Origin of the sequence: Pseudoalteromonas sp. SG43-5 (assembly GCF_014164345.1) — a bacterium.
In the GTDB taxonomy this organism is placed as follows: Bacteria; Pseudomonadota; Gammaproteobacteria; order Enterobacterales; family Alteromonadaceae; genus Pseudoalteromonas; species Pseudoalteromonas distincta.
Genome location: NZ_JACJFA010000007.1, coordinates 57,604 through 83,481 on the forward strand (window position 1 = coordinate 57,604; position 25,878 = coordinate 83,481).

Annotated in this window: 28 protein-coding genes; 16 read left to right on the forward strand and 12 right to left on the reverse strand. The window is 39.8% G+C overall.

Annotation, left to right across the window (positions count from 1 at the left end; all coding sequences use genetic code 11):
* Positions 1–89 precede the first annotated feature (89 nt).
* Complete coding sequence (locus H5161_RS09485; protein WP_039485043.1) at positions 90–929, forward strand: HDOD domain-containing protein; 840 nt, start codon at positions 90–92, stop codon at positions 927–929.
* A gap of 55 nt (positions 930–984) precedes the next feature.
* Here the strand turns inward: H5161_RS09485 and H5161_RS09490 are convergent, their stop codons facing one another.
* The 5 genes from H5161_RS09490 to H5161_RS09510 form a co-directional block, all read right to left on the reverse strand.
* Positions 985–2,667, reverse strand: coding sequence for an amidohydrolase (locus tag H5161_RS09490; protein WP_182723958.1), 1,683 nt, complete (start codon positions 2,665–2,667; stop codon positions 985–987).
* A gap of 132 nt (positions 2,668–2,799) precedes the next feature.
* Positions 2,800–3,036, reverse strand: coding sequence for a calcium-binding protein (locus H5161_RS09495; protein WP_002961647.1), 237 nt, complete (start codon positions 3,034–3,036; stop codon positions 2,800–2,802).
* A 9-nt stretch (positions 3,037–3,045) separates the two neighbouring features.
* Complete coding sequence (locus H5161_RS09500) at positions 3,046–3,282, reverse strand: EF-hand domain-containing protein (RefSeq protein ID WP_182694203.1); 237 nt, start codon at positions 3,280–3,282, stop codon at positions 3,046–3,048.
* Positions 3,283–3,468: 186 nt separating this feature from the next.
* Positions 3,469–3,696, reverse strand: coding sequence for a hypothetical protein (locus tag H5161_RS09505; protein ID WP_182769154.1), 228 nt, complete (start codon positions 3,694–3,696; stop codon positions 3,469–3,471).
* Between the two features lie 24 nt (positions 3,697–3,720).
* Positions 3,721–3,954, reverse strand: coding sequence for an EF-hand domain-containing protein (locus H5161_RS09510; RefSeq protein ID WP_002961641.1), 234 nt, complete (start codon positions 3,952–3,954; stop codon positions 3,721–3,723).
* 330 nt (positions 3,955–4,284) lie between these two features.
* Here H5161_RS09510 and H5161_RS09515 point away from each other — a divergent pair, with 330 nt between their 5' ends.
* Genes H5161_RS09515 through H5161_RS09530 form a run of 4 tightly spaced genes read left to right on the forward strand, consistent with a single transcriptional unit; the run spans position 4,285 to position 8,150 of the window.
* Positions 4,285–5,742, forward strand: a complete 1,458-nt coding sequence (locus tag H5161_RS09515) for a sensor histidine kinase KdpD (protein ID WP_182723959.1) — start codon at positions 4,285–4,287, stop codon at positions 5,740–5,742.
* 1 nt (position 5,743) lies between these two features.
* A complete protein-coding gene (locus H5161_RS09520; protein ID WP_182673323.1) occupies positions 5,744–6,289 on the forward strand; it encodes a hypothetical protein in 546 nt (181 codons plus the stop codon).
* 2 nt (positions 6,290–6,291) lie between these two features.
* On the forward strand, positions 6,292–7,641 hold the full coding sequence (locus H5161_RS09525) for a sigma 54-interacting transcriptional regulator (RefSeq protein WP_182769155.1): 1,350 nt from the start codon (positions 6,292–6,294) through the stop codon (positions 7,639–7,641).
* A gap of 8 nt (positions 7,642–7,649) precedes the next feature.
* Complete coding sequence (locus H5161_RS09530; RefSeq protein ID WP_002961636.1) at positions 7,650–8,150, forward strand: DUF1543 domain-containing protein; 501 nt, start codon at positions 7,650–7,652, stop codon at positions 8,148–8,150.
* 30 nt (positions 8,151–8,180) lie between these two features.
* On the opposite strand, the gene H5161_RS09535 is transcribed toward H5161_RS09530, so the two are convergent.
* Positions 8,181–8,408, reverse strand: a complete 228-nt coding sequence (locus H5161_RS09535) for a hypothetical protein (RefSeq protein WP_182196206.1) — start codon at positions 8,406–8,408, stop codon at positions 8,181–8,183.
* A 132-nt stretch (positions 8,409–8,540) separates the two neighbouring features.
* Between H5161_RS09535 and H5161_RS09540 the strand changes: the two genes are divergently transcribed.
* Positions 8,541–9,791 (forward strand): multifunctional CCA addition/repair protein, encoded by a 1,251-nt coding sequence (locus H5161_RS09540; RefSeq protein WP_182769156.1) that lies wholly within the window; start codon positions 8,541–8,543, stop codon positions 9,789–9,791.
* A 5-nt stretch (positions 9,792–9,796) separates the two neighbouring features.
* Here the strand turns inward: H5161_RS09540 and H5161_RS09545 are convergent, their stop codons facing one another.
* The 3 genes from H5161_RS09545 to pdsR all read right to left on the reverse strand — a co-directional run bounded on the left by H5161_RS09545 (position 9,797) and on the right by pdsR (position 13,070).
* The gene (locus tag H5161_RS09545; RefSeq protein WP_182769157.1) at positions 9,797–9,961 is read right to left on the reverse strand and encodes a hypothetical protein; all 165 of its coding nucleotides are present in this window, start codon (positions 9,959–9,961) and stop codon (positions 9,797–9,799) included.
* A gap of 281 nt (positions 9,962–10,242) precedes the next feature.
* On the reverse strand, positions 10,243–12,381 hold the full coding sequence (gene pdsS / locus H5161_RS09550; RefSeq protein WP_182769158.1) for a proteobacterial dedicated sortase system histidine kinase: 2,139 nt from the start codon (positions 12,379–12,381) through the stop codon (positions 10,243–10,245).
* Entirely contained in the window at positions 12,381–13,070 is a 690-nt protein-coding gene (gene pdsR / locus H5161_RS09555; RefSeq protein ID WP_182716796.1) for a proteobacterial dedicated sortase system response regulator, read from the reverse strand. The genes pdsS and pdsR overlap by 1 nt, the downstream gene beginning before the upstream one ends.
* 204 nt (positions 13,071–13,274) lie before the next feature.
* On the opposite strand from pdsR, the gene pdsO reads away from it, so the two are divergent.
* Genes pdsO through H5161_RS09570 form a run of 3 tightly spaced genes read left to right on the forward strand, consistent with a single transcriptional unit; the run spans position 13,275 to position 16,673 of the window.
* Positions 13,275–14,006, forward strand: coding sequence for a sortase-associated OmpA-like protein PdsO (gene pdsO, locus H5161_RS09560; RefSeq protein WP_024597605.1), 732 nt, complete (start codon positions 13,275–13,277; stop codon positions 14,004–14,006).
* A gap of 46 nt (positions 14,007–14,052) precedes the next feature.
* Positions 14,053–16,071 carry a marine proteobacterial sortase target protein gene (locus tag H5161_RS09565; protein WP_182769159.1) on the forward strand — a complete coding sequence of 673 codons (2,019 nt, stop codon included), beginning with the start codon at positions 14,053–14,055 and terminating at the stop codon, positions 16,069–16,071.
* Positions 16,068–16,673 carry a class GN sortase gene (locus H5161_RS09570; protein WP_182692556.1) on the forward strand — a complete coding sequence of 202 codons (606 nt, stop codon included), beginning with the start codon at positions 16,068–16,070 and terminating at the stop codon, positions 16,671–16,673. The genes H5161_RS09565 and H5161_RS09570 overlap by 4 nt, the downstream gene beginning before the upstream one ends.
* Here H5161_RS09570 and H5161_RS09575 read toward each other — a convergent pair.
* Complete coding sequence (locus H5161_RS09575; RefSeq protein ID WP_182769198.1) at positions 16,568–17,527, reverse strand: DMT family transporter; 960 nt, start codon at positions 17,525–17,527, stop codon at positions 16,568–16,570. The genes H5161_RS09570 and H5161_RS09575 overlap by 106 nt on opposite strands.
* A gap of 119 nt (positions 17,528–17,646) precedes the next feature.
* Here H5161_RS09575 and proB point away from each other — a divergent pair, with 119 nt between their 5' ends.
* The 5 genes from proB to H5161_RS09600 all read left to right on the forward strand — a co-directional run bounded on the left by proB (position 17,647) and on the right by H5161_RS09600 (position 22,227).
* Complete coding sequence (gene proB / locus H5161_RS09580; protein WP_182769160.1) at positions 17,647–18,750, forward strand: glutamate 5-kinase; 1,104 nt, start codon at positions 17,647–17,649, stop codon at positions 18,748–18,750.
* 101 nt (positions 18,751–18,851) lie between these two features.
* Positions 18,852–19,826, forward strand: coding sequence for a GGDEF domain-containing protein (locus H5161_RS09585; protein ID WP_182769161.1), 975 nt, complete (start codon positions 18,852–18,854; stop codon positions 19,824–19,826).
* Positions 19,827–19,882: 56 nt separating this feature from the next.
* Positions 19,883–20,242 carry a glutaredoxin domain-containing protein gene (locus H5161_RS09590; RefSeq protein WP_002961611.1) on the forward strand — a complete coding sequence of 120 codons (360 nt, stop codon included), beginning with the start codon at positions 19,883–19,885 and terminating at the stop codon, positions 20,240–20,242.
* Positions 20,243–20,281: 39 nt separating this feature from the next.
* Positions 20,282–21,766, forward strand: a complete 1,485-nt coding sequence (gene gltX / locus H5161_RS09595; RefSeq protein WP_002961608.1) for a glutamate--tRNA ligase — start codon at positions 20,282–20,284, stop codon at positions 21,764–21,766.
* Between the two features lie 161 nt (positions 21,767–21,927).
* Positions 21,928–22,227, forward strand: a complete 300-nt coding sequence (locus tag H5161_RS09600; protein ID WP_021032137.1) for a hypothetical protein — start codon at positions 21,928–21,930, stop codon at positions 22,225–22,227.
* A 16-nt stretch (positions 22,228–22,243) separates the two neighbouring features.
* Here H5161_RS09600 and H5161_RS09605 read toward each other — a convergent pair whose 3' ends face one another.
* Complete coding sequence (locus H5161_RS09605; RefSeq protein ID WP_039484976.1) at positions 22,244–22,636, reverse strand: hypothetical protein; 393 nt, start codon at positions 22,634–22,636, stop codon at positions 22,244–22,246.
* Positions 22,637–22,740: 104 nt separating this feature from the next.
* Positions 22,741–23,610: a CPBP family intramembrane glutamic endopeptidase gene (locus H5161_RS09610; protein ID WP_182769162.1), complete on the reverse strand. Its 870-nt coding sequence runs from the start codon at positions 23,608–23,610 to the stop codon at positions 22,741–22,743.
* A gap of 112 nt (positions 23,611–23,722) precedes the next feature.
* Between H5161_RS09610 and H5161_RS09615 the strand changes: the two genes are divergently transcribed.
* The gene (locus H5161_RS09615; RefSeq protein ID WP_182716070.1) at positions 23,723–24,424 is read left to right on the forward strand and encodes a DUF3581 domain-containing protein; all 702 of its coding nucleotides are present in this window, start codon (positions 23,723–23,725) and stop codon (positions 24,422–24,424) included.
* A 176-nt stretch (positions 24,425–24,600) separates the two neighbouring features.
* On the forward strand, positions 24,601–25,848 hold the full coding sequence (locus H5161_RS09620; RefSeq protein ID WP_182769163.1) for a DEAD/DEAH box helicase: 1,248 nt from the start codon (positions 24,601–24,603) through the stop codon (positions 25,846–25,848).
* Positions 25,849–25,878: the final 30 nt, after the last annotated feature.

Genomic DNA, 25,878 nt, shown 5'->3' on the forward strand with positions numbered 1-25,878 from the left:
AGACAATACTAATTATATTACTAATACGAAAATTAACTGCTTGAGTTTGCAGTTACTTTACAGGCTGAACACAAAAGGATGGCAGCTTTATGTCTACAGAAAACGCTTTATTAACGATTCTAGTCGATAGAATAAATAACGATACGTTGGTTTTACCAACGCTACCTGAAGTAGCGATTAAGGTTCGCCAAGCTGCAGATAACCCAGATGTGAATTTAATCCAAATGTCAGATGTAATCTCACAAGATCCAGCGCTTTCAGCTCGTATGATAAAAGTAGCTAATAGTGCGATTATGGGACGTTCTGTAAAAGTATCTAATTTACAACAAGCAGTGACTCGTATTGGATTACGTCAAATTAAAAACATTGCTACAGCTATGGCTATGGAACAATTATTTGTATCAAATAATGAGCTAATTAAAGGCTACATGGGTAAGGCATGGCAAAAAACATTAACTGTTGCTAGCCATTCAATATCACTCATGGAATTTTATTTAAAAAATAGTAAGCACACGTCACTAAATCGTGATTCTATTACACTCGCCGCACTTGTGTATAATATTGGTGTATTACCAATTTTAACCGAAGCTGAGCGCCACCCAGAGGTATTTGCTAATCCAAGCTTTTTGGCTCATGCAATTCAAAAGCTTAGCGGAAAGGTTGGCTCATCTATTATGCAAGCGTGGGAATTCCCTAAAGAGTTTGTTGATGTAGCTCAGAGCTGGGCTGACCCAAGTTACAAACCTGAAAAAGTTAGTTACGTGGATTTTATTCGAGTAGGGGCTATTTTAGAGGGCACGTTACAAGTTTCTGATAAGTCTGCAGCGCTGCAAACGTATATAGACAAAGGCGTTATACCGTCTATGCAATTATTCACAAGTGATGAGTACAACGACATGCTAAAAGATGTGAAAAACATGTTTAGCTAAAAGTGCCTTCCTACACAACCAAAAAGGGTTAACTTGCGTTAACCCTTTTTTAGTTTTATTTTTCGGTGGTATTTTCTGTTTTAGTTTTTTCGTATCGCTTTATTCCTGCTACCCATGTTTGCAGTACGTTTGTTTTGTATATCTCCTCAACAGGTACTTTAAAGTAGTCTTTATCAATTAAAATAAAGTCGGCCCATTTACCTTTTTCTAAACTACCCACCTTAAATTCTTGATGAGCTGCATAGGCGCCACCGAGAGTAAATGCACGTAATGCATCTTCGCGGCTTAGTACTTCACTTGCACGCCAGCCGTTTTCCGGTAGTTTGTTATGATCCATGCGTGTAATGGCTGAATACAAACCATCAAATGGATTTGCAAGCTCTACAGGGTAATCAGAGCCCGCTGCAACAACCGAACCTTGCTGTAAAAATGTTTGCCACGCGTAGGCGCCGCTTAGTTGTTTTTCAGTTAAACGCTGCTCTGCCATATGCATATCAGAAGTGGCATGCACCGGCTGCATTGAAGGGATTATTTTTAACGCTTTAAAGCGAGGGATATCATCAGGGGTTACAATTTGGGCGTGCTCTATTCGGTTTCGCAGTAATATACCGCCCGTTTTTTTAAACACATTTTGATAGGCATCAAGTACTACTTTATTTGCTTTGTCGCCAATGGCGTGAGTATTTGCGCTAAAGCCGCTTTTAAAGCTTTGTGTAAAGAGTGCTTCGAGTTTCTCTTGCGTTTCAAGCATTAAACCATGGTGACCAGGTCTGTCTGCATATTCTTCAATAAGTGCTGCACCACGAGAGCCCAGTGCGCCATCGGCGTAAACTTTAACACTGCGAATTTCCATAAAGTCATTTTTGTCGTGGTATCGGCCTGCCTTTAACATTGTGTCTAAATCAGGGCTTGCACCACTTAACATTGCCACAATACGTAGCGGTAAATTACCAAGGTCGCCGCGCTCTTTATAAACCTCCCATGTGGTTTTATCAATACCTGCATCGTGAGTAGAGGTAATGCCTAAACTTAATAAATGTTTACCTGCTGCATCAAGTGAGTCACTTATATCTTGTTTTGAAGGGGCTGGCATATGCTGGGTAATTAGCGATTCTGCTTTGTCTACAAAAATACCCGTAGGATTGCCAAATTCGTCTTTAATTATCTCACCGCCTTCAGGTGCTTTTGTTTGGGCGGTAATACCTGCAAGTTCGAGCGCTTTTGAATTAACCCAAATGGCATGGCTATCAACTCGAGAAAGCACCACAGGTCGATCGTTAACTACTTTGTCTAAATCTTTAGCAGTAGGAAAGCGTGTATCAGCCCAAAGCTCTTGGTTCCAACCTCGCCCTATAATCCAACCTTGTTTGTTATCGGCAAATACTTTTAGTTTATTCGTTACTTCATCAACCGATTCTGCACCGCGTACATCAAGTTGCGATAAATTATCGCCAAGGCCAATAACGTGCCCATGAGCATCAATTAAGCCTGGTAATAAGGTATTACCGTGCGCATCAATTAGCTTGGCATCTGGGTAGCTATCTTTAAGTGTATCGCTACCTAGTTTTACTACCTTGCCATTTTTAATAACGAGGGTAGTAAACTGCTGTACTTCACCTTGGTATAAAGGGGTATAACCATTTGCGTTATAAATTACTTTTGTTTGTGCAAGAGTGTAACTAGAACTAGCGCAAAGGCTGGCTAGTATGAGTGGTTTGATTATTTTTTTGAGCGACATAAGGCATTATTTTTTATTGTTAGTGCGTTAACACTAGCAAACCCAACTTTATAATACCAATATGTGAGACAAATTATGATGAAGAAAAAAGCAGTAAAGCTAGAACATAAAATATCTAGCTTTTGAAAGGGTTTATTTACTAGCGTATAAACTGTATTCACTTAGCGTTAGCTTGCCGTCTTTGTCTTGATCGTAGCTTGAAAACCGAGACCACAAAGCAGGGTCTACAGCGGTTTCTGAACGTGTTAAAAAACCATCCTGGTTTCTATCAAGTTTTTCAAATTGCTCTGCAACATTGTTGCTTGCAGCAAAGCCTAATGTGCTAAAAATACTAAACGCAAAAAGCGCTATATAGCTTGTTTTTTTCATGAAAAATACTCAGTAGAGGTTATTGGTAAGGTAATTTTTAAATTCGATTAACGAAATTTGGTTATCTTGGTTTTTGTCCCATTTTACAAATGTGTTTAATAGTTGTGGTTGGGGATCAAGTTCGTCATGCGTTAAATAGCCACTTTTGTCGCTATCGAGGTGATCAAAGCGTTGCTTTACATCAAGTGCAGCTGCATCAAAGCTTAATAGCATTAAGATGCTTATAGTAAGGGGAAGTATCTTCATGGTGTTCCTTCCAAAAGATGTATTTAAAGTTTGTGGCTAAAATAAAGTGAAAAGGAAAAAGCACTTGCCGTAATTTAACTCCCAACATTAAATCCTTTTACACACTCCCTCAGGGATTATGGCAAATGCTTTTAATTCCAGTTTACCTATAACAAGCTTAAGTAAAGCTTAATCAGTAATTACTCATTAAGGTTTAAAGCTTTCAAATTCTTTTTTTGAGACCTTTTCATCACCGTCTTCATCTAAGTCGGCAAATTGTCTCATTACTTCCTTATCTTCCTTTGCTTCTGCAATTGATATTTGTCCGTCCATGTCTTTATCTAAGTGGGCAAAACGCACATTTATTGGCGATGCAATTACGGTGGCACTAATTGCTAAAAACATTAATGAAAAAGCGGCTATAAGTTGTTTCATAATCACGTTCCTTATTAAATGAGTTTATTGAATAAATTTTTTGAATTCATCTAGCGACAATTGCCCATCTTGATTAGTATCAATTTGAGAAAAATTCTCGTGTAACACAGCATCTTCACCTGCTTCGGCTTCACTTAATGTGCCGTTACTGTCTTTATCAAGTTCGTTAAAAGTCGCGTGAACGTCCATTGCGTGTGCATTAGCGCCTAAAAAGCCTAAAGCCAGTAATGATGAAATTACTAAAATGCGTTTGTTCATAATTATTTCCTTATTGATTAAAGTTATTACTCCTATTACAAAAATGGTGCCAATAATAATTGTTGTTATTTTTCAATTGGTTATTGTTTTAGCTTTAAACCAGTGAGAAGTTTTTACTGGGTTTATTGTAATTTTTGTGCGCCTTTTGCAACACTATTTAATGGGGTTAAAAGGGAGTTTATTAAAATCAACAAGTTACGTTGTCTCTATTTGGCGACACATTGTTTTGTAGTGCTGGCTGTTAATCGTATTAAATATAATTGCTGGTTCAGCTAGTGTATAAGGTAAGCACTTAATAATAGAACGCTTAACTTAAAAGGACTAAACGAAATGCCAGCAACCATAGCTAAAAAATACCAAGCAATGCTTAACTGGCGGCCTAATTTAATTGGGCAATTTGCAATGAGTATGCTGCTTTCGTTACTGCCGCTTTCTATAGTGGTGATCGTATTTTTAAATGCGCTTAATAAGCAATTAGCGGTTACTCAAAGTATTGTGAGTAGCAACTACCAAGTTACCAAATCGTTTAACACTTTAAAGCAAGAACTCAACAGTCTTGAACGCGCCACTAGACAAAACTGGGTATTAAAAAGTGAATCGCTAGATAAGCTTATTGTTGATAAATGGCAATCATCCCTACAAAGCATTGATGAACTCAAATTTGTAAACACGAATAAAGAGTATATCAACCAATGGCAACGCTTATATACCACCTTACAAACCGCGCATGTAGAGCTTGTTGAGAAAAAACAACAGCAAGCTGAGCTATTTGTGCCAGTGAGCGATTTAGTTGCTGAGCTTACTTTATGGTTACGTGATAAAAACGAAGCGCAAATTACCAATAACCAAAAAGAGCTTACAAGCCTGCAAGCGTCATTTATAAATTGGCTGGTGGCACTTATTCCACTGACTTTAATTGTTGGGGGTGGTTTTTTATGGCGCATAAGTGGGCGGCTAAAAGGGTTAACTACGGTTATTGATAAGCTTGGGCAGGGGCATTGGCAGCAAAAAATATCTGTGAAAGGTTCAGCTGAGCTTGTTGAGCTAGGAGAAAAGCTCCAATGGGTACAAGAACAGCTTCATATGCTTGAGCAGCAAAAAGATACTTTTTTACGCCATGTAACTCATGAGCTAAAAACGCCGCTTGCTTCAATGGTCGAAGGCACTGACTTATTAACTGATGAAATAGTAGGTCCAATTACCGCTGAGCAAAAAGCAGTGCTTGAGCTTATTAGCCAATCTATGGTGCGCCTTCGTACAATGATTGACAGCTTGCTGAGTTATAATGCTATTCGCACCAGTAAAGATAGCCTAAGCGAAGTTGAATTTAGTCTTCTTATTAATAAAATTAATAGCCATTTTGAGCATCGCTTAACTGCGCGTCAGCAAGCTCTGCAGTGGCAAAATACTTTACCTAACAAACCGCTTGCTTTACCTAGTGAGCTTATTGAGATGATTTTAATTCAGCTTATTTCAAATGGCTTAAAATTTTCAGAAGATAAGCAAAGCGTTACTATTAATTTAGCGCTTGAGCAAAACCAGCTTTGTATCGTTGTACTTGATAAAGGGTGCGGTATTAAAGAGCAAGAAAAAACTCAAATTTTCAGCGCATTTTATCAAGGTAAACACAGTAAAAATGTTACGCTGCAAGGCAGTGGGCTGGGTTTAACTATTGTAAAAGAGTCTGTTGAACAGCTAAGAGGTACACTTAGTGTTGAGCATAACGAGCCACATGGTTGCCGGTTTTCAATTAAAATTCCCATAACAAAAAATCTAGGAGTTAATTAACATGCGCTTGCGTTTAATCGCTATTTTATGTGTGCTCAGTAGCAGCATGGTTATATCAGGTTGTGAAATTAATAATGGGCAAGAAGAGCGTGTGTCAATTACACCTGCACCTGTGGTCGATACAAAAAAAACGACCGACAAAAACAGTAACCCTAGTCCAAAACCTAGACCAAAAATTGAACCAAGCTATCCTCCTGCAGAGCAAGTTATTGCATGGCACGCTAATCAGTGTGGCGGGTTTAAATTGGTACCTAGCAAAGATGTTTTTACAGGCGAAAACGAGCTTAAACGCTTTTTTAAATTTATGTGCTTAAACATAAATAATGATCCAAATACGGTAATGACTCAGTTGCTAAAGCTCGATCTTGCTTACTTTTGGCCTGATGACATAAAGCAATATTTATGGCTTCAAAAGCAGCAAGTAACTATGCAAATAAATGCTAAAAAAGAGCAGCAAGCACTTAATAATAAAATGCAAGAAACCCTCTCATCGTTAGCAACGATTGAGCAGCAACTTTTACTACGAGAAGAAACGAAGGAGCAGTAACGATGGCCGCAACTAAAGTACAAGGTGCAAAAGTATTACTCGTAGACGACGACGCTAGCTTATTAAAACTGCTCGCTATTCGTATTGAATCAAAAGGATACGAAGTAACAACCTGCGAAAGCGGCTTAACCGCACTACAAATACTTAAAAGCCAAGTGTTTGACGCCGTAATAACCGACTTACGCATGGATGAAATGGATGGTATGGCACTGCATCGTCAGCTGCAAAGCCGCTACCCTGCATTACCTGTCATTATGATGACAGCGCACGGCTCAATTCCTGATGCAGTAGAGGCAACTAAGCAGGGCATTTTTGCATTCATAACTAAACCAGTGGATAAAGATGAGCTCTTTGACAGCCTTGCAAAAGCGATAGAAATTCATGGTGTTAACGCCGATGAAGCTGCACCTAAAAGTAATATAGTTACGCGCAGTGGTGCAATGCTGCACTTGTTAGAGCAAGTAAAACTACTTGGGCCAACGCAAGTTAATGTACTTATTTCGGGGGCTAGTGGTACTGGTAAAGAATTACTCGCACAGGCGATTCACCAGCATAGCCATGTAAGCGGTGGCCCTTTTGTTGCAATTAACTGCGGCGCTGTACCAGGGGAGCTTTTAGAGTCCGAATTATTTGGTCATAAAAAAGGCTCGTTTACGGGTGCAATTAAAGATCACCAAGGTTTGTTTCAACAAGCACAGGGTGGCACGTTATTTTTAGACGAAATTGGCGATATGCCGCTTAACTTACAGGTTAAGTTACTGCGCGTATTACAAGAAAAAACAATTCGCCCAGTAGGTTTTCAAGAAGAGATAGCAATTGATGTACGCATAGTGTCGGCAACACATAAAAATCTTCCTGAAGCTATTTTAAACCAGCAATTTAGAGAAGATTTATACTATCGTTTAAACGTAGTTAATTTAAAATTACCGCCACTGTGTGAGCGCCGCGAAGATATAAGCTTATTAGCACAGCACTTTAGTGCAAGCATTGCTAAGCGCATGAACCAAACTGAAAAACACTTTGCAAGCGATGCTATGCATGCGCTTGTACGTTACGACTGGCCAGGTAATATCCGCCAATTACAAAACGTAGTAGAGCAGGTTGTAGCATTAACGCCAAGCGATGTTATTTCAGAGCATTTAGTGTTAGCTGCGCTAAATAGTAACGAAACATACGTAGAACCATTATCACTAAACGACGCTAAAAAAGAGTTTGAGCGCGACTATGTAATTAACACTTTAAAAATGGCAGGTGGTAACGTAGCTGAAGGCGCTAAGCTTGCCAAGCGCAACCGCTCAGATTTTTATAAGTTGATTAAAAAGCATAATATTGATGTTGATAATTTAGGTTAAGGAAAAGCATGCAGTTATTTATGGTGTATTTAGGTGGCCGGATTCAAGGTTGCCACATTGAAATGCATGATATTCGTTTTGTAGTAGGGGAGAATATAGAGCAAACCTACTCAAAGTTAAAAAGCCAATGGGTAGGCGACAGAAGTAGTGTTCACATGGATAGCTACATGGCAATTAATCATATTGATGGCTTTAAAGTAGAAGTTGTTGATAGCTATGTGGAGCAAAATAAACAACTCTATTTTGTAAATTTAGGCGCTTACAGAAGTGATTCAATGGCTGAGCAACATGACTTTGCACTGTATGTTGCAAGCAGTAGCCATGAAGCTAAAGAGCGCGCTAAAAACGATTTGCTCGCAGGGCTTAGTCATATTCATAAAGATGATTTACATGATGTGGACGATTGCTTTGCCATTGATTTACTCGACAGCCAGCTAAACATTAAGCTCACGCCCAGCGGTATATCGCAGCCGATAAAGCCAGACTGGTTTGGCTATCACATACTTTAAATTATAATAAGTAGCTAAAACAGAGTAGGATTAAGAGTCCTGCTCGTTTTGCTCATCTTTTTCGCTTTTAGCCGCCATTTTAAACGCCACAATAACCAACCCAAACATAGCAAACGGCAGTGCTGCCAACATGTATTCAACCACATTACTGTCTTGAAAATTTGCTTGTAGTAAAAAGTGACCCGCCACACACATTAAAATAACCACTAATAAAATGGGTAGTAATATGAGTTCTTTTTTTGATGAATGGTTTTTCATTAATTGTGAGGCTATAGCTAAAAATAATGCGCCATTGTAATGAGCTTACTTAAGCTTGGCAAATACCGCAGAATTTTTTAATTAATGATATGATTAGCGTCAAACAATTGGGCAAGTGTTATTGGGAATAAAGTGAAAAGTAACTTAAAACAAGTTTACCTCGTTGGTGGTGCAGTGCGCGACAAACTGCTAAATATAAAATCAAAAGATAACGACTATGTAGTGATTGGGGAAACACCAAAAACGATGGAATCGCTTGGTTTTGTGCCAATAGGTAGTGACTTTCCGGTTTACTTACACCCAAAAACAAAAGAAGAATACGCACTGGGGCGCACAGAGCGTAAAAGTGGCAAAGGCTACACAGGCTTTGTGGTTGATGCCAGCCCAACCGTTACGCTAGAAGAAGATTTAGCAAGGCGTGATTTGACCATAAATTCAATGGCGCTTGATGAACACGGTAATATTATTGACCCGTTTAATGGCCAAACTGACTTACAAAATAAAACACTGCGCCACACCACAGAGGCATTTGTAGAAGACCCTGTTCGAGTACTGCGTATTGCCCGTTTTTTAGCGCGCTATGGCAGCGATTGGCGTATTCACCCAAGTACCTATGCATTAATGCGCGAGCTTAAAAATAAAGGTGAGCTAAATCATTTAGTACCTGAGCGCGTGTGGCTTGAAACTGAAAAAGCACTGGGTGAAAAGCACCCTGAGCTTTATTTTGAAGCACTGCAAGGTTTAGGTATTTTTCCAGAACTTGAGCGCATGGTCAATGTACCGCAACCGGCAAACCATCATCCTGAAGGGGATGTATTTGTGCATACTATGTTGGTACTTAGGCGTGCAGCCGATTTGAATTTTAACTTAGAAGCACGCTTTGCTGCACTTACCCATGATTTTGGAAAAGCGCTGAGTTTTAAAAAGTATGGAAACCTACGAGGGCACGAACGCGAAGGTGTTGCAGTTATTGAGGCGTTTTGTGAGCGCTTAAAAGTGCCAAACCGTTTTCGCGATGTTGGTGTACTCACCAGTGATAATCACACCCTTTGCCATACAATTGATCAGTTAAGGCCGCAAACCATTCACAAGCTAATAGTGACTAACTTAAATGCGTTGGTACACCCAGAACGTTTTATAGCGTTTACCCAAGCATGCCAATGCGATGCACAAGGGCGTGGTGAAACACTGGTAGATAAGCCATACCCGCAAGCAGCTAAACTGCGAGCAATTCATTCTGAACTGCAAAAAATGGATAAGAAACAAGTAGTGCAAGATGCACTTAAAAATGGCAAAAAAGGCCCTGAAATAGGCGAAGAAGTAAAACTTGCAGAAATAAACTGCATTAAAGCATTTTTAGAACATGAGAAGTCCCAAGCGTAATAAAATCAGACTAAGTAGTGCGATACGCCTTGGTTTTTAGTCGCGTCGTGCTTTCTTAGCTCTTTGTAATTGGTGTTTTTTGGTTTTATCTCTTCAGACTTGGGCTTTTTAGAGGGCCTGTATAAGTCAAAAATAAAGTCTAGTTCTTCACGCTCTAGTGATGGTTTCATGAGTATTCCTTCAATTTAATACTTTAATATGATGTAGGGTATGGTCATTCGACTGAATAAAAAGTGAATAGTTACATTTGAAGTTGTACTAAATTGTAACCGGCGGGTTTTAAGGGATGAGAGGGGTTTATTTGTTAATTTATATGGGGTTAAGATAAATTAAAGTAACTCTTTTTAACTAAAAATATACAGCTGAATTTAATTTATTACGTACTTACTATTTGCATATAATGCAGTGGCTATAAATATAACGGTACAAATATAACGGTATAAATACAGCCCTAACCATTAGCTAACGGCAGTGTTACGGTAAATACTACACCATCACCTTGTTCGTTGTTTTGCGCGGTTACACTGCCTTTATGGTAATCGCACACCAGCCTTACAATATAAAGCCCTAACCCCAAATGTGGTTGTTGCTGCATTTGCTGGCTACGTACCGACACCATTGAATCAAAAATATGCTCAGTGAGTCCTTCAGGTAAAGCAGGACCAGTATTACTCACTGTTAATGTTGCTTTATTTTCGCTCTGCTTAAGGCCTACATTAATAGCCGTATTGGCTTCACTAAACTCCAGCGCGTTATTAATAAGTTTATCAAGCAGCTGAGCTATAAACTCCGGTGCACCTTGCATAGGTAATTTGTTTTGGCATACATCAAGCGTAAATAACTGGTGTGGGTAAGTAAGCTGATAGCCTTGCATGCAACCATTTATTACTTTTTGTAAATCAAAAGGCTCAGGTTCGTTGCTTTGAATACTTTGCTCAAGGCGAGTGGCTTCGCTCATGGTGGTTATTATTTTACCTAAGCGTTCAACGCCTTCACTGGCGCGGTCGAGGTATTTTTGGCTCTGCTCGTTCTGTGGCAAGCTTTGTAAGTTCTCGAGTGACGAGCGCACTACGGCAACCGGCGTGCGCAGCTCATGCGATAACCGCGACGACATATTTTCTAAGTAATCGGTATAGCCACCAAGTCGGCTCACAATGTTTGAAAAACTACGAGACAGATCCCCAATTTCATCGTTAGCATCGCTGTAATTAATACTGCCGGTAACACGCCCTTGTGCATCAATTGCTTGCTCAGCGGTATCGCGCAGCCGCCTAATTCGGTTCGATATACGTGAGGCAAAAAAGAACAATGTGACAGTACCAATTAGCATCACAGCTAAAATAACGTTAAAGAGTTTTTCAAGTGACTTGTTACGCAGCGTACGTACGCCGTTTGTGGTTTCCTCTGCTATTACCGCGCCAATTACTTGGTCTTGAATCCAAATAGGGTAAGCGGCCGATAAAATAACGGCTTTGCTGTCGGGAGTTAAGCGCCAGGACGATGCTGGTTGCCCTTTTAATGCTTTCGCTAAATGTGTGCCCTGCATAGAAGCTACATCGTGCAGGGTATCTAAAAACTCATTTTCGGGGCGCGTTAATATTTTATAGTAAATTGGGTGTAAGTAATTTTGCTCAAAGCGCTGCCACCAAGTTTCAGGTGCTTTGTTAGCAAGTCCATCAGCCCATACGCCATCTGCATTTTGAATAGTACCCGATTGCGCAAGTACACGATGATGGTTATCAACCACCCAAATGCGGCTACCACTGTGGCCCATACCTTTTAAAATACGGCTAATTTCTGGAGAAGGGACTAATACTGAGCCTAAATCGTTTGGGTTATTTAAGTTTGAGGTCGACATTATTTTAGGCTCTAGCAATGCCTCTTTACTATCAATGTCAACAATAGCAAAGCCAAGTTTGTTGCCCAGCATGCTAATAGGAAAGCGCAGCTCTACGTTATAACCTGATTCGGTACTTTCAAAATAGCCCTGGATTTTAGTAAAAGGGGCTTTGGTTTTTGCATCAAACGCATTAACCCAGCCGTTTTGGCGTGGCGCAATAATGTAAGTATTAAACTGGCCGTCAGGCGTTTTTAGGCCAATTTGTAAATAATCGTTATTAGTAATGCTTAAGCTATTTTTAGCGCGATAAGTAAGGGTATTGTCGGTGACTTTAAATGCGGCGTATAAGTAGTTATCAAACTTGCCAACCATATGATCAAACGATAAGTCACTGGCTTGATGTTTGTTATCTGTTTTTTGTAAATAGCGTTTGTCGTAGTGCCAAAATAACGGTTGATAGCTGTCCCAATCGTTAAGTTTACCGTCGAGCTGAATAGGGTTTTTAAGATTATAAGCGTATAAATCACGACCTTTTACAACTTGGTCTAAAAAGTTGGTTTGCTCGTCAAATAATGCAGGGCGCTCATGTAATGCAGTAGCAAGTGCACGAGTGGTGCCTACGAGGGTTTTTTCTTGGCCTTGGCGTAAAAACTTTTCCATTTCCCATACGTACTCGTAGCCAAGCCACGGCAGCAAAAACAAAAAACATGAAAGTAATATAAATTTACTGCGCAGACCAAATCGTAGCATTAGTGTTGTTCCCAACGGTAGCCCATACCATACACGGTATCTATGCAATCAAAGGTGCTATCGATTGCTATAAATTTTTTACGAATACGTTTTACGTGCGAAGTAATAGTGCTGTCGTCTACATAAATTTTTGCATCGCTCATTAAATCGTTACGGCTTTTAACATGGCCTGGTCGCTGGGCAAGTGAATGCAGCATCCAAAATTCGGTTACGGTTAAATCAACTAATTGTTGCTGCCAAAATACCTGCATACGTTGCGTGTCGAGCGTTAACTGCCCGCGTGTTATGAGTGCATTTGCATCAGCGGGTTGTTCAAGTGCTTCCATGCGGCGAAATAGCGCACCAATACGTGCAGCCAAGTGGGCCAAGCTTATGTCTTTTGTTAGGTAGTCGTCGGCGCCCATGCGTAGGCCGCATACGGTATCTATTTCGCTATCGCGGGCGGTTAAAAAAATAATAGGCAGTGTTTTAGAAAGCGATCGCAATGTTTGGCACAGTAAAAAACCACCATCTATTTCATGGCCTAGGCCAATATCAACAATGGCTAAATCGGGCAGGGCATTTTTAAATTCAGCTTCAGCGCTAGCGCGATCGGCAAAGCCACTTACTTGGTAGCCCTGTGCACTCAACATTTCTATGTAGTTTTCGCGGATTGCGGGTTCATCTTCAACAATGGCTATTTTTTTCATCTTAATCATTATCCTATCGGCTCTGTTGTGCACTATATCGAAGTTTTTAAGCTAAGTACGCTTAAAAAGGCAATTGCCATTTTTTTGCCACAATTGCTCAGCAGTTTGCCATTTTTGATCCCCTTTGTTGCCACTTGAGCTTGTTTTAATAGGTCCATCAAAACAAAACATCACAAATTAAAAAGTAAGTTTAAGGATCAAATCATGAAGAAGACATTAATTGCGTTAACACTCGTTGCTATTTTTTGTACTCCAGCAATTGCCTCAACATCTAACACGCCATCAAAAGAAGCCCATAAAGAAACGGCTATTGGTTTAGGTGCAGGCGCTATTATTGGCGGCGTAGTAGGCGGGCCAATAGGTGCGTTTATTGGGGCATTTGCCGGTGGTTTAATAGGTGATTCAAAAGTAGCTGATAACAAAATTGCAGAGCAAGAGCGTGCAATTACGGTTATGAAAGAAAAAACCAGCGATTACCAACACGTGCTTAACCACAACAATATGTTAGAGCAACAGCTAGAAGTGCTTGCCAATCAAAATGAGCAGTTAACTCAAGTTCAAATTAATAACTTATTGGCGATGACGGTGCAATTTAAAACAGGTTCAAGTGTTATTGCCCCGCATTTTGCGCTGCAGTTAGACCAACTGGTTACCTTGTTAAACAACCAACCACAACTCGCACTTGATTTAAGTGGCTTTGCCGATCAACGAGGCGATGAGCAAGCCAACCTTTTACTTTCCAAAGCACGTGTAAATGCCGTGCAAAGCTATTTAATAAAACACGGCGTGAGCCATAAACGCTTAAGCACGCAGGCATTTGGCGAGCAGCAAACATTGGCTAACAGTAACACGGTGGAAGATAACTTTTTTGATAGACGCGTAACGCTTACCACTCGCTCAATGAACTCAGTAAATGGCCAAACGGCGAGTAACTAAATCTAACTGAATCTAAGTAAAACAAAGCGTTCGATGGAGTGATTTTATGTTGAGTAAACCGACCAAAATGCTTACTAAAGTAAGCATTTTTATATTCATAGCGATTGTGCTGTTAGCGAGCTTCAAAAGCCATGCGCAATCACCCAAGTTAGAGCTTTTTGATAGCAATGGTGCGCCAGCAGGCCCAGCAATAATATTAAAAAGCGACGCCAATATGACCTTAACCGGCCTAATTAATCATGTTGTAGTTACGCAAACCTATCAAAACGAAAACCCGTTTGCGGTTAATGCGCGCTACGTTTTTCCATTGCCTGATGAAAGCGCCGTACATGCCATGACTATGCGTATAGGTGAGCGAGTCATTAAAGGCCAAATTGATAAAAAGGTAGAGGCCGAAAAAAAATACGAGGAGGCTAAAAAAGCAGGTAAGCAAGCGGCCCTTGTACGCCAGCAACGCGCCAATATGTTTATTACGAATGTGGCAAATATTGGCCCTGGTGAGCAAGTAATTATTGAGCTTGAGTATCAAGAAATAATTGATTACAGCAGCGGCACATTTGCTATTAGATTTCCTACTACCATTACACCGCGTTATCACGCGATTAGTGGTGAAGTTGAGGTGAGTACTCAGAACCAAACGCACTTTAACTCACTCCCAACGGGATGGTTAAGCCCTGTTTACAGTATTAAAAGCAGTAATCAAAATGATAACGTACCAAGCAGCCAATTTAGCTTAAACATAGATATAGACGTAGGCTTAGAGCTGGTGGATATCAATTCTAAATTTCACAATGTTGATGTGCAAAACACCGCGTTTGGACAATATAAAATAGCGTTAAATGAGACAAATGCAGTTAATCGCGACTTTGTACTTGAGTTTAAACCGCTGCAAAAAGAGCAAGCTCAAGCCGCATTTTTTACTCAGCAGTTTGAAAATGGTGACCGATACGGGCTTGCTATGCTAATGCCACCAGGGGATCATTTCACACAAACACAGCGCTTACCTCGTGAAATGGTCTTTGTAGTTGATACGTCAGGCTCTATGCACGGGCAATCTATGGAGCAAGCTAAAAAAGCGTTGTTTTATGCACTTTCATTACTTGATAGCGACGACAGCTTTAACATTATTGGTTTTGACAACATAGTGACTCCAATGAGCGATAAACCACTTATAGCCAGTGACTTTAATTTACGCCGTGCAGAGCGATTTATTTATAGCCTAGAGGCCGACGGCGGCACTGAAATACAAGGTGCGCTTAATGCCGTACTTGATGGCAGCGAGTTTGATGGTTTTGTACGCCAAGTTGTATTTTTAACTGATGGCAGCGTAAGTAATGAAGATGCATTATTTAAAAATATTCAAAGTAAATTAGGCGATAGCCGCTTATTTACAGTGGGTATTGGCAGCGCACCGAATAGCTTTTTTATGCGCCGAGCGGCAGATATAGGTAAAGGCTCATTTACGTTTATAGGCAGCACAAGCGAGGTGCAACCTAAAATGCAGCAGTTGTTTGATAAGCTTGCACATCCAGCTATTACTAATTTGGGGCTAAGCGATGAAAGCGGTAACAGCTTAGATTTTTGGCCGTCACCACTACCTGATTTATATTTTGGTGAGCCTATCATGGTCGCCATAAAACTTAATAATGCTAAAAATGTGGTACTTGCTGGGCAAACAGCACAAGGTCCTTTAAGTATTAAATTAAGTACACAAAATAGCTCAAGCGCTCAAGGTATAGCAAAACTGTGGGCGCGCCAAAAAATCAAGTCATTACTTTTATACAACGAGCAAAATACAGTTAAAGATGAAGTACAGGAGCTTGCGCTTACTCATCAATTACTTAGCCCGTTTACTGCTTTTATAGCGATTGAACAAACTCAAATAAAAGAAGTGGCAGAGCAAACGGCGCAAGCTACTAATGCAGTACCACAAAGTATGGCAATGCGTTTACCGCAAACCCATGGGCAAAGCAGGTTACATATATTACTAGGCTGTATTTTATTATTGGGATTTAGCGCCCTTAAAATAAACCGATCATTTAAGTTAAGCAGGGCACGTAAATGAAAAAGTGGCTAAGCGCGGGTTTACTAATAGCTGGGCTTGGATTATTTGGTCACGGCGCTTATATGCAGGCAAAAGCGTGGCTTGCTCAAGTATTAATTGAGCAAGCATGGCAAGAGGCGCTTAAATCACCCGGCATTAAAGTAAAACCGTGGTATTACGCCGACAGCTACGTGACTGCAAAGCTTGATTGGCCAAGCCATAATAAAACATTAAGTGTATTAGCTGGAGCGAGTGGTCGCAATTTAGCGTTTGCGCCTAGCCAATTTTTACCCGCAGGGGAGCTGGGCGGAAAAGAGTTTGGAAACGAAAAAGGCGCGCTAATAGCAGGGCATAACGACACCCACTTTGCATTTTTACAACACGCCAAAGTGGGCGAGGCGTTTACTTTGCAACTGCAAAGTGGGGTGATTCAAAATTATAAGGTAACGGGGATTGAGGTTATTCATCAATCCCAAAACTCATTTTTACAAACACCTGGGCTGTATTTGCTTACCTGTTACCCTTTTGATTCACTTGCCTCGGGTACTGATTTAAGGTTGCTTGTATCTGCGCAAATGTCTTCGCCTGATTCGCTAAGCGGTATATCAACCACGAGTTCTTGATGGCGCTGGCTTACCATTACGCCAATAAATACCACAAATATGCTCAGCCATTGCCAAACGTTGAGCACTTCGTCCAAAATAATAGCTGACAAAATAAGTGTAAAAATAGGAATTAAATTAGAGTACGCAGCAGCGGTTAATACTGATACTTTGCTAATTGCATAGTTGTACATGCCGTAGCCGCCAAGGGTTACACACGAACCTAAATACAAAATGCTCATGAGCGCAGTTAAGTCGTGCTGATTTTCGCTTGGTAGGTCGATAAAAAATAAAAACGGCGCAAAAAACAAGCTGCCGCTAATACCTTGCAAAGCAATTAAAGTCAGGGGCGAGTAGCGATTAGCTAAATGTTTAATACTTACGGTATAAAATGCAGCGCACACCATCGCCATAAGCTCTAAAAAGTTACCTAGTAACGGATTAGGTGCTTGGTCGGTACTTGGTGAAAGAAGCGTAAGTAAAATACTGCCGCCTATACACAGCGTAAAACCGACAACAATGGCTTTGCTTATATGCTCTTTAAGTAATACAAAGGCAAGCAACGCAATAATAATAGGCAAGCAAGAGACAATAACACCAGCCTGCGAGGCTGATGTGTATTCCATTGCATGGCCTTCAAATAAAAAGTATAAGCAAGGCTCAGCAAGCGACATACCCACTAAATACTTCCAGTCACCTTTTAAGTACTCAAACCGAATAACGTAGCGCCATAAACAAAGCGACAAAACTAACGTGGTGAGCATGCGTAAAAATATCACCAATGCAGGGTCGTAAATAGCAATGGCGTATTTGAGCGCAATAAAAGAGCTGCCCCATAAAAAGGTGGCAATAATTAAACATAAACTGGCAGGCATAGAGAGTAATTTACTTAATTTAATAAAATCAGATCCTAGCATGAAAATTTTTAACTTGTTCAAAAATACCGAGCTGGTATAAATTAATTCATCTTTAATTAATCAATAGTAAAAAGCACATGCAAAGGGAACAGGTAATAGTTGTAAAGCTTGGTACAAGCGTACTAACTGGCGGCTCCGATAAGCTAGACAAAGCACATATGGTTGAATTAGTACGCCAATGCTGCGAGCTTAAAAAGCAGGGGCATCAGGTTATTTTAGTGTCGAGCGGCGCGGTAGCTGCTGGGCGCGAACAACTATTAAAACCCTGTGGCAGAAGCTTAATTGATAAACAAATGCTTGCTGCAATTGGACAAGGTCAACTTATTCATATTTGGCAGAGCTTGTTTGCTTTATATGGGGTAAATGTAGGGCAAATGCTGCTTACCCGCGCTGATGTAGACGACAGAGAGCGCTACCTTAATGCCCGCGATACACTCAATGCGTTATTAAATTACGATGTTGTGCCCATCATTAACGAAAATGACGCAGTCGCTACCAGTGAAATAAAAGTAGGCGACAACGATAATTTATCGGCACTTGTTGCTATTTTGGCTAATGCTAATAAATTATTGCTACTTACCGATCAAGAAGGGTTATTTACCAGCGATCCTCGCACCAATGCCGATGCCACCCTCATTGGTGAAGTAACACATATAAACGATGAGCTGCGCCAACTTGCTGGTGGCAGTGGTACAAACTTAGGTACTGGCGGCATGGCAACCAAATTACAAGCAGCCGACATTGCAAGGCGTGCAGGCGTTGAAGTCATTATTGCTAAAGGCGCTGGTAAAAACGTTATTTTAAAATGTATGAGTGACGAGTTACCTGGTACACGCTTTTTAAAACTCACCGCCCCAAAAGATGGCCGTAAAAAATGGCTACTAGCTGGGCCTAAAAGTACCGGCCAAATTGTTATAGATGCAGGTGCTATTAGTGCCCTTCAAAATAAAGGTGCAAGCTTACTTGCTAAAGGCGTTACTAATGCATTTGGACGTTTTGAAAGAGGCGATTTAATTGATTTAATAGATACTAAAAATCAAGTAATTGCACGTGGCTTAACGCGTTTTAGCAGTACCGAGGTAAATAAAATCAAAGGCGCACACTCAAATCAAATAGGTGAGTTACTTGAATACGATAGTGGTGCAGAAGTATTGCATCGCGACGACTTAGTATTACTTTAATACCTATTCTAAAGGATTAGTTAATAAGTATTACCTCATAACTTAGTAAATTCATGAGTATTGTCTAGACTAATAAAAGTTTAATTAGTTTAGGCAGTGTAATGAAGGCAAATAAGTGTGGGCACGAATGGATTATTAAGCTTACCCAGCAAGAGGAAGAAAGTGATTTAGATAGCGCATTAATACAAATAATTGGCGACTTGCTCGAAGTTGATAATTTTGCCATTTACGTCAATAAAAATTTTTCAGCCCCCATACCCCCTACTCTTATAAATTCAAATAGTAATTTAGAGCAATTAAACCCAGATGAAGCATCATTGTTATTACAAAAGGTCACTCAAAATAAAATTAGGGTGAGCTATGCCTTTAGTAGTACTACAAGTTACGTGCCTATTTATCATTTTGGAAAAGTAGTCGGCACTTTATTAATAGAAACCGAGCAAGAATTACCAGAACGAACAACTATGTTAGCTGTACATATTTTAAATATTTATGCTAATCAGCTTGGGCTATTATATAAGTCGCGGTTAGATCCACTTACAGAGCTTTTAAATAGGCAAACATTTGATAAAAAAGTAATTGAGATTGTATCGGGTAACGGTTTTTTGTTACCAAGAAATGATAACAATAAAAAGCGACGTTGGTATTTAGCTATTGCCGATATCGACAACTTTAAAAATATTAATGATAACTACGGGCATGTAATTGGCGATGAGGTTATTTTACTTATTGCACGGCTACTAAAAAATAATTTTAGAATAGAAGACTATGTATTTAGGTATGGTGGTGAAGAATTTGCTATGTTATTTCAAGCAGAAACAGAGGGTGATGCACATGTTGCACTTAACCGGTTACGCCTTAATGTTGCCCAATACCCTTTTCCACAAATTGGCCAATTAACCATTAGCATTGGTTTTTTAGAGTTAGTGAGTATTGATACTGTATCGAGTATTGTAAACCAGGCTGATTTAGCGCTTTACTACTCTAAAAATACTGGTCGTAATAGAGTTACCTCCTACAGTGAATTAGAAGTTAATAACGAACCAAAGATAGATAACAGTATTGAGCTTTTTTGATTGTAAATTTGTGCTAAAATCTGGCTCCTTAAATTGTTGTAAGCAGAGCACAGAACATGAAATTAGTTCGTTGGTTTTTAGGTTGTATAATCTTATTCTTTAATTTTGTATTTACTCCTCGCAGTAAAAAGCGTGCAAGCGACGAGCAAGCACAGCTTGATCAGCAAACCTCACAATTTAAACTGTACCAATTTAAAGCATGCCCGTTTTGTGTAAAAGTACGCCGCGCTATTAAGCGCGAAGGCTTAAACATAGAAACGCGTGATGCAAAAAATAATGAGCAATATCGTCAAGAGCTTCTTGAGCAAGGCGGCAAAGTTAAAGTGCCTTGCCTGCGTATAGAGAAAAATGGCCAAGTACAATGGCTGTATGAATCAAACGATATTATTGCTTACTTAAACAAAGTAGCTGCATAAACCACTTTTATTATCTCACTTATTTAAAGAGAATTTACCATGACAATTCGCACCCGTGTTGCCCCGTCGCCAACTGGTGACCCGCATCTTGGCACCGCTTATATCGCCTTATTTAACTACTGTTTTGCTAAACAACAAGGCGGTGAATTTGTACTTCGTATAGAAGATACAGACCAAGTACGTAGCACGCCAGAGTCTGAACTTGCGATTATGGATAGCTTACGCTGGTTAGGGCTTGAGTGGGATCATGGTCCTGATGTGGGTGGCGAATTTGGTCCTTACCGTCAATCTGAGCGTAGCGATTTATATAAAAAATACGCGCATCAGTTAGTTGACGATGGTAAAGCGTTTTACTGCTTTGCAACAAGCGAAGAGCTTGATCAAATGCGTGAAGAGCAAATGGCAGAAGGCTTGCGCCCTAAATACGACGGTCGTGGTTTAAACCATACAGATGAAGAAATTAAAGCAAACTTAGCGGCAGGCAAACCTTACGTTATACGTATGAAAATCCCAAGCGAAGGCACATTTAAGTTTAACGACTACCTACGAGATGAAATTGAGATCCCGTGGGAAAACGTAGACATGCAAGTGCTTTTAAAAGCGGATGGTTTCCCAACGTACTTTTTAGCGAACGTAGTTGATGACCACCATATGCAAATTAGTCATATTTTCCGTGGCGAAGAGTGGATTAACTCAGCACCTAAGTTATTAAAACTTTACGAAGATTTTGGTTGGGAAGCGCCAGTACTTGGTCATTTACCATTACTACGTAACCCAGATAAATCAAAGCTATCTAAGCGTAAAAACCCAACGTCTATTAACTACTATAAAGAAATGGGTTACCTGCCAGAAGCCGTGCTTAACTACTTAGGTCGTATGGGTTGGTCAATGCCAGATGAGCGTGAAAAGTTCACACTTAATGAAATGATTGAAAACTTTGACATGAAGCGCGTATCGCTTGGTGGCCCAGTATTCGACGTGGATAAATTAAGCTGGTTAAACGGCATGTGGATCCGCGAAAATCTAACCGACGAGCAGTTAATTCAGCGCTTTGTTGATTGGAAGTTTAACGGTGAAATGTTAGCTAAAGTATTACCTGAGGCTAAAACGCGTATTAATACCCTTTCGGATATGGTTGAGCTGGCAGGGCACTTTGTAGGTGGTATTCCAACTTACGACCCTGCGCTATTAACAGCTGGTAAAGCAGACGAAAACGTAATACGCCAAGCACTACAATTTTTTGTATGGCAGCTAGAAGGCTTACGTAGCTTTGATAAGCCCGCTATTTTTGCAATTGCAAAAGAAGTGGCTACATTCCACGAGCTTAAAATTAAAGACTTTTTAGAGCCAATTTTTGTCGCAATTACAGGCAAAACATCAAGTACGTCAGTGCTTGATGCAATGGAAATATTAGGCTCTGACTTATCACGTGCTCGTTTACGTGTTGCACTTGCTCATTTAGGTATTTCTAAAAAGCAGGCTAAAAATATAGAGCGTGCGTACCGCGAATACCCAAGTGCATAATTACTAAAATGCACTTATAAAAGCCGAACTTAGTAAAATAAGTTCGGCTTTTTTGTTTCAGGCTGTTTAGCTATATGACATCGTATTTTGATATTGTTTAGCCTAAGCATTCATAATTTACTAAATGCTACAATGCGGCATATAAACTCATAGGAGGCAGTATGATTGCAACCGTTAAAAACAAAGCTATTTTTAGCAGTAATACATTTTCGATAAACCTTGTTACTTACCCAACCAATCATAGCGTAATGAACCATATTGACCCTGTGCAGCAAGGGCGCTATTACAAGCTCAATTTTGTATTAGAGAAACCTAAAGCGGGTGGGGTATTTAAATGCTCTAAATGCATTATAAATTTATTTAATCGCGTGTATTTGTTCAGACCCGATAAGTACGAACACAGCGTATCTAAAATCGAGTCTGGAAAGCGTGTGCTACTGAGCTTTGCGCTTAATATATAATTTGCACTTTTACTTATTAATAGTCGTAGGCCTGTCCGGTGCATAAAACAGATAGGTCGCAATACGATACAGACGTTTCACTACAAGAATTAATAGTAAAAGCATTTCCGCCTCTGCGCATAGCATCAGCTTTAAGTAAATCAATCGCGTTTGATTTAGAGCGATTGTAACTTACATTATTGCTGCCCATACCGTCGCCATCACAGCTTTCACCTTCTATTCGGCCTAAAAGTGTTGCGCCACTTTCGTGTGCTTCTTGGTCGCTATAAAATTGCTGTAAATCTCTTTTATTAACGTAGGTGCCAATTTCTTGAGATAAAACACCGTTGTCTATATCTGTATGATAAGTCATGCCTGAACAACCCGTTATTGTGGCCAGCACTGTTATTGCCATTATAAAACGTAGCATATCTATTAGTCCTTTAATTTATTATTTAAAGTAGTAAATTACTAACAAAATCAAATGCTGGCAATGTTTGCCAACAGATAAATTGTTAGCATTTGTAAATGTATTTAGATTTTACTGAGCATAGGGTAAGTAAACAAAAAGAAGTGGCAAACATTAACTAACCAATGGCATAAAATAGCCCACGCTAAGCGCTGCGTTTTATAAAAAATATAGCTATATCCTAAGCCTGCAATAAATGAAACCAATACATAGTTAAATCCTCCAGCAAAATGCGCCAAAGCAAACACTGCTGCTGTCATTATTGGAGCAAGTAGCGCTAGGCGAGGAGATGTGATTATTTGGCTAAGTTTGGTTTGTAATAAACCTCTAAACAAAGCTTCCTCAGTTACACAGGTAAATAAAAGATTAATAGCAATAAAGGCTAACCAAAAGTTGGGCACTTTTGGGTTAAAGCTTACAAGTCCAAGTGTTAAAGCCGCAGTGAGCGAAGCTAAAACAGTAGCAATAATTATAAAAATAGGTTGTTTAACGTTTAATGGGCCTGCTTTATTAGAGTCTGCTTTTAAAGCTTTTTTACTCGAATAAAAGTAAGCACAAAGGAATAACCCAGCCATAGCTTTATCAAAATTAGCATAAAGGGTAAAAGCAATCGCATCGCTTGTAATACGCTCATCTATAACAATAGAGAGGTTATTAAAACCAGGCACCCAATGAAGTGCTAATACCAGTGAGGAAATTATAAAAACAGTACCTAAAATAGCGCGTATTATTGCCCGCTTTGCATTTAGCACACAGTAGTATAAAACAACGTAAAGCCCAGTGCTGAGCAGAGCATACAAATTTATATAACCTTGAAAATACCCACTTAGAACACTTAAAGCCATTAAGTAGTGCCAAAGGGGTTGCCGCATTATTGATATTTTGCAGTACGGAAAAACACATATAATTGATAGTGCTAATAAATAAAAGGCCATTGTTTTTTATTACTCTGTTTTATTTAGCCATTAATCTAACAGATTCGACCTCTCAATATTTTTTTTCTGGTAATATAGATAGGTTATAAGCAGTTTAAGCAGTGAACAAACTATGTTAAGTCCTTTTTTTCAGCAGCATGCTGATTATGTTTCTATCTCTCGTGAGCAGGGTTGTCGCTTCGCTAAATGCGTTGCTGACGATTACAATCCACTTCATGACAAAGATGCCAAAAAGTTTTGCGCGCCAGGAGACTTACTTTTTTCATTGGTACTAGACCGCTACGGTATTAGTGAACAAATGGAATTTACTTTTGCCGGTATGGTTGATGAAAACACCAAACTTCATTTCCCTGAGGGAGCCGATGAGTTTGATGTAACCAATGGCGAAAAAGTCATTTTAAAGGTAAAGCGCAGCGGTAAAACCAGCCAATGCCCAGCACTAACTAATAGTCTAATAAAAAATTATGTTGAGTTTTCTGGTACTACCTTTCCGCATGTAATTATCCCATTAATGGGCAAGCAAGAGGTAATGATAAACCCTGCTCGTCCGATGGTAATTTACGAATCAATGCTTATTAATCTTGATAACCTTGATATAACAGCGCCAGTACTTGAATTTGCAGAGCCAAGCTTTGAGTACACTGGTAAGCGCGGAAAAATTACACTACGTTTTAACCTGTTAGAAAACGGCGTTAAAGTGGGTAGTGGTGAAAAGCACATGGTGGTTTCGGGTATTCGCGAATACTGCCAAGCAACAGTTGACGATTTAATAGCGTTTTACAACGAACGTAAAGCGACACTAAAGCCAGCTTAAAGCTACAGCAAATTATAAAAGGCGCTAAATACAACGGTTATTTAGCGCCTTTTTTATTATTTTAGCGCTAAAGCGAAAGAGAGCAATCACGATTAAATACTTTTCTGGACTGGTTAATTTACGCAGTACAGTAATATGCGTACAATAGCGCTCTTTGTTATTTTAAAGCTAAGCCTATGTCTGCCACTACGTTCTCATCACTTAATCTCGACCCGTTATTATTAACAGCGATTGAGCAAAATAATTACACTCAGCCTACCGCAATTCAGATTAAAACTATTCCGCCTATTTTAGCCGGAAGTGATGTAATGGGCAGCGCGCAAACAGGTACGGGTAAAACCGCCGCCTTTGTTTTACCTCTGTTACATAAGCTTTTAAATACCCCTAAAAAAGATGAGCAAGGCCTTGCCCGCGTTGTAATTTTAACGCCAACACGAGAGCTTGCTCAGCAAGTATTTGCCAGCTTTGAAAAGTACGCACAAGGCACTAACATCAATGGTGCTTTAGCCTATGGTGGTGCAAGTATTGGCCCTCAAATAAAAGCACTTAAAACAGCACAAGTTATAGTGGCAACACCAGGGCGTTTACTTGATCATATAGTTAAAGGCAGTGTGGTACTTTCAAGCGTAGACTCTTTAGTGTTTGACGAAGCCGACCGCATGCTTGATATGGGCTTTATTGATGAAATTAGACGTATATTGCGACATATCCCGGGCGATCGCCAAACTTTACTATTTTCAGCTACGTTTGATGACAGCGTGTTTGAACTCAGTAAAAAACTACTTAAAAACCCTGAGCTAATTGAAGTTGATAAACGTAACTCAGCTGCGGTTGAAGTAGAGCAAGTTATTTACGCTGTAGATGAAGACCGTAAGCGCGAACTTGTATCGCACATGATTGGCATGAAAAACTGGCGCCAAGTGCTTATTTTTACTCGCACAAAACAAATGGCCGATCAGCTTGCTAAAGAAATGTGTAAAGATGGGTTAAAAACCGAATCAATCCATGGCGATAAATCGCAAGGCGCACGCGACCGTGCATTGCAAAACTTTAAAGAAGGTATTACACGCGTACTTGTTGCAACCGATGTCGCTGCGCGTGGTTTAGATATTTCTACACTTAGATACGTAATTAATTTTGAACTGCCGTACATTGCCGAGGATTATGTGCACCGTATTGGCCGTACAGGTCGCGCTGGTGAACAAGGGCTTGCTATGTCATTGGTAAGTATTGATGAGCAATGGCTGCTAGAAGAAATTGAAGTATTACTCGATACGCGTTTAACGCCGCAGTGGTTAGAAGGTTACGAGCCTGACTTAAATAAAAAGCCCAAAGATAATCGTAAAAATACGAATAAATCTCGAAAAGATCGCGATAAAAAACGCATTACAGGTAAAAGAGAGCCAAGTAGACGTCGTAAATAATAGCTTTTAGTTTACTTTTTTGCCTATACT

What these genes read in the sequence shown, in the direction of transcription:
- H5161_RS09485 (WP_039485043.1), top strand. Translation starts at nt 90, where the DNA reads ATGTCTACAGAAAACGCTTTATTAACGATTCTAGTCGATAGAATAAAT.
- H5161_RS09490 (WP_182723958.1), bottom strand. Translation starts at nt 2,667, where the DNA reads ATGTCGCTCAAAAAAATAATCAAACCACTCATACTAGCCAGCCTTTGC.
- H5161_RS09495 (WP_002961647.1), bottom strand. Translation starts at nt 3,036, where the DNA reads ATGAAAAAAACAAGCTATATAGCGCTTTTTGCGTTTAGTATTTTTAGC.
- H5161_RS09500 (WP_182694203.1), bottom strand. Translation starts at nt 3,282, where the DNA reads ATGAAGATACTTCCCCTTACTATAAGCATCTTAATGCTATTAAGCTTT.
- H5161_RS09505 (WP_182769154.1), bottom strand. Translation starts at nt 3,696, where the DNA reads ATGAAACAACTTATAGCCGCTTTTTCATTAATGTTTTTAGCAATTAGT.
- H5161_RS09510 (WP_002961641.1), bottom strand. Translation starts at nt 3,954, where the DNA reads ATGAACAAACGCATTTTAGTAATTTCATCATTACTGGCTTTAGGCTTT.
- H5161_RS09515 (WP_182723959.1), top strand. Translation starts at nt 4,285, where the DNA reads ATGCCAGCAACCATAGCTAAAAAATACCAAGCAATGCTTAACTGGCGG.
- H5161_RS09520 (WP_182673323.1), top strand. Translation starts at nt 5,744, where the DNA reads ATGCGCTTGCGTTTAATCGCTATTTTATGTGTGCTCAGTAGCAGCATG.
- H5161_RS09525 (WP_182769155.1), top strand. Translation starts at nt 6,292, where the DNA reads ATGGCCGCAACTAAAGTACAAGGTGCAAAAGTATTACTCGTAGACGAC.
- H5161_RS09530 (WP_002961636.1), top strand. Translation starts at nt 7,650, where the DNA reads ATGCAGTTATTTATGGTGTATTTAGGTGGCCGGATTCAAGGTTGCCAC.
- H5161_RS09535 (WP_182196206.1), bottom strand. Translation starts at nt 8,408, where the DNA reads ATGAAAAACCATTCATCAAAAAAAGAACTCATATTACTACCCATTTTA.
- H5161_RS09545 (WP_182769157.1), bottom strand. Translation starts at nt 9,961, where the DNA reads ATGAAACCATCACTAGAGCGTGAAGAACTAGACTTTATTTTTGACTTA.
- pdsS (WP_182769158.1), bottom strand. Translation starts at nt 12,381, where the DNA reads ATGCTACGATTTGGTCTGCGCAGTAAATTTATATTACTTTCATGTTTT.
- pdsR (WP_182716796.1), bottom strand. Translation starts at nt 13,070, where the DNA reads ATGAAAAAAATAGCCATTGTTGAAGATGAACCCGCAATCCGCGAAAAC.
- pdsO (WP_024597605.1), top strand. Translation starts at nt 13,275, where the DNA reads ATGAAGAAGACATTAATTGCGTTAACACTCGTTGCTATTTTTTGTACT.
- H5161_RS09565 (WP_182769159.1), top strand. Translation starts at nt 14,053, where the DNA reads ATGTTGAGTAAACCGACCAAAATGCTTACTAAAGTAAGCATTTTTATA.
- H5161_RS09570 (WP_182692556.1), top strand. Translation starts at nt 16,068, where the DNA reads ATGAAAAAGTGGCTAAGCGCGGGTTTACTAATAGCTGGGCTTGGATTA.
- H5161_RS09575 (WP_182769198.1), bottom strand. Translation starts at nt 17,527, where the DNA reads ATGCCTGCCAGTTTATGTTTAATTATTGCCACCTTTTTATGGGGCAGC.
- proB (WP_182769160.1), top strand. Translation starts at nt 17,647, where the DNA reads ATGCAAAGGGAACAGGTAATAGTTGTAAAGCTTGGTACAAGCGTACTA.
- H5161_RS09585 (WP_182769161.1), top strand. Translation starts at nt 18,852, where the DNA reads ATGAAGGCAAATAAGTGTGGGCACGAATGGATTATTAAGCTTACCCAG.
- H5161_RS09590 (WP_002961611.1), top strand. Translation starts at nt 19,883, where the DNA reads ATGAAATTAGTTCGTTGGTTTTTAGGTTGTATAATCTTATTCTTTAAT.
- gltX (WP_002961608.1), top strand. Translation starts at nt 20,282, where the DNA reads ATGACAATTCGCACCCGTGTTGCCCCGTCGCCAACTGGTGACCCGCAT.
- H5161_RS09600 (WP_021032137.1), top strand. Translation starts at nt 21,928, where the DNA reads ATGATTGCAACCGTTAAAAACAAAGCTATTTTTAGCAGTAATACATTT.
- H5161_RS09605 (WP_039484976.1), bottom strand. Translation starts at nt 22,636, where the DNA reads ATGCTACGTTTTATAATGGCAATAACAGTGCTGGCCACAATAACGGGT.
- H5161_RS09610 (WP_182769162.1), bottom strand. Translation starts at nt 23,610, where the DNA reads ATGGCCTTTTATTTATTAGCACTATCAATTATATGTGTTTTTCCGTAC.
- H5161_RS09615 (WP_182716070.1), top strand. Translation starts at nt 23,723, where the DNA reads ATGTTAAGTCCTTTTTTTCAGCAGCATGCTGATTATGTTTCTATCTCT.
- H5161_RS09620 (WP_182769163.1), top strand. Translation starts at nt 24,601, where the DNA reads ATGTCTGCCACTACGTTCTCATCACTTAATCTCGACCCGTTATTATTA.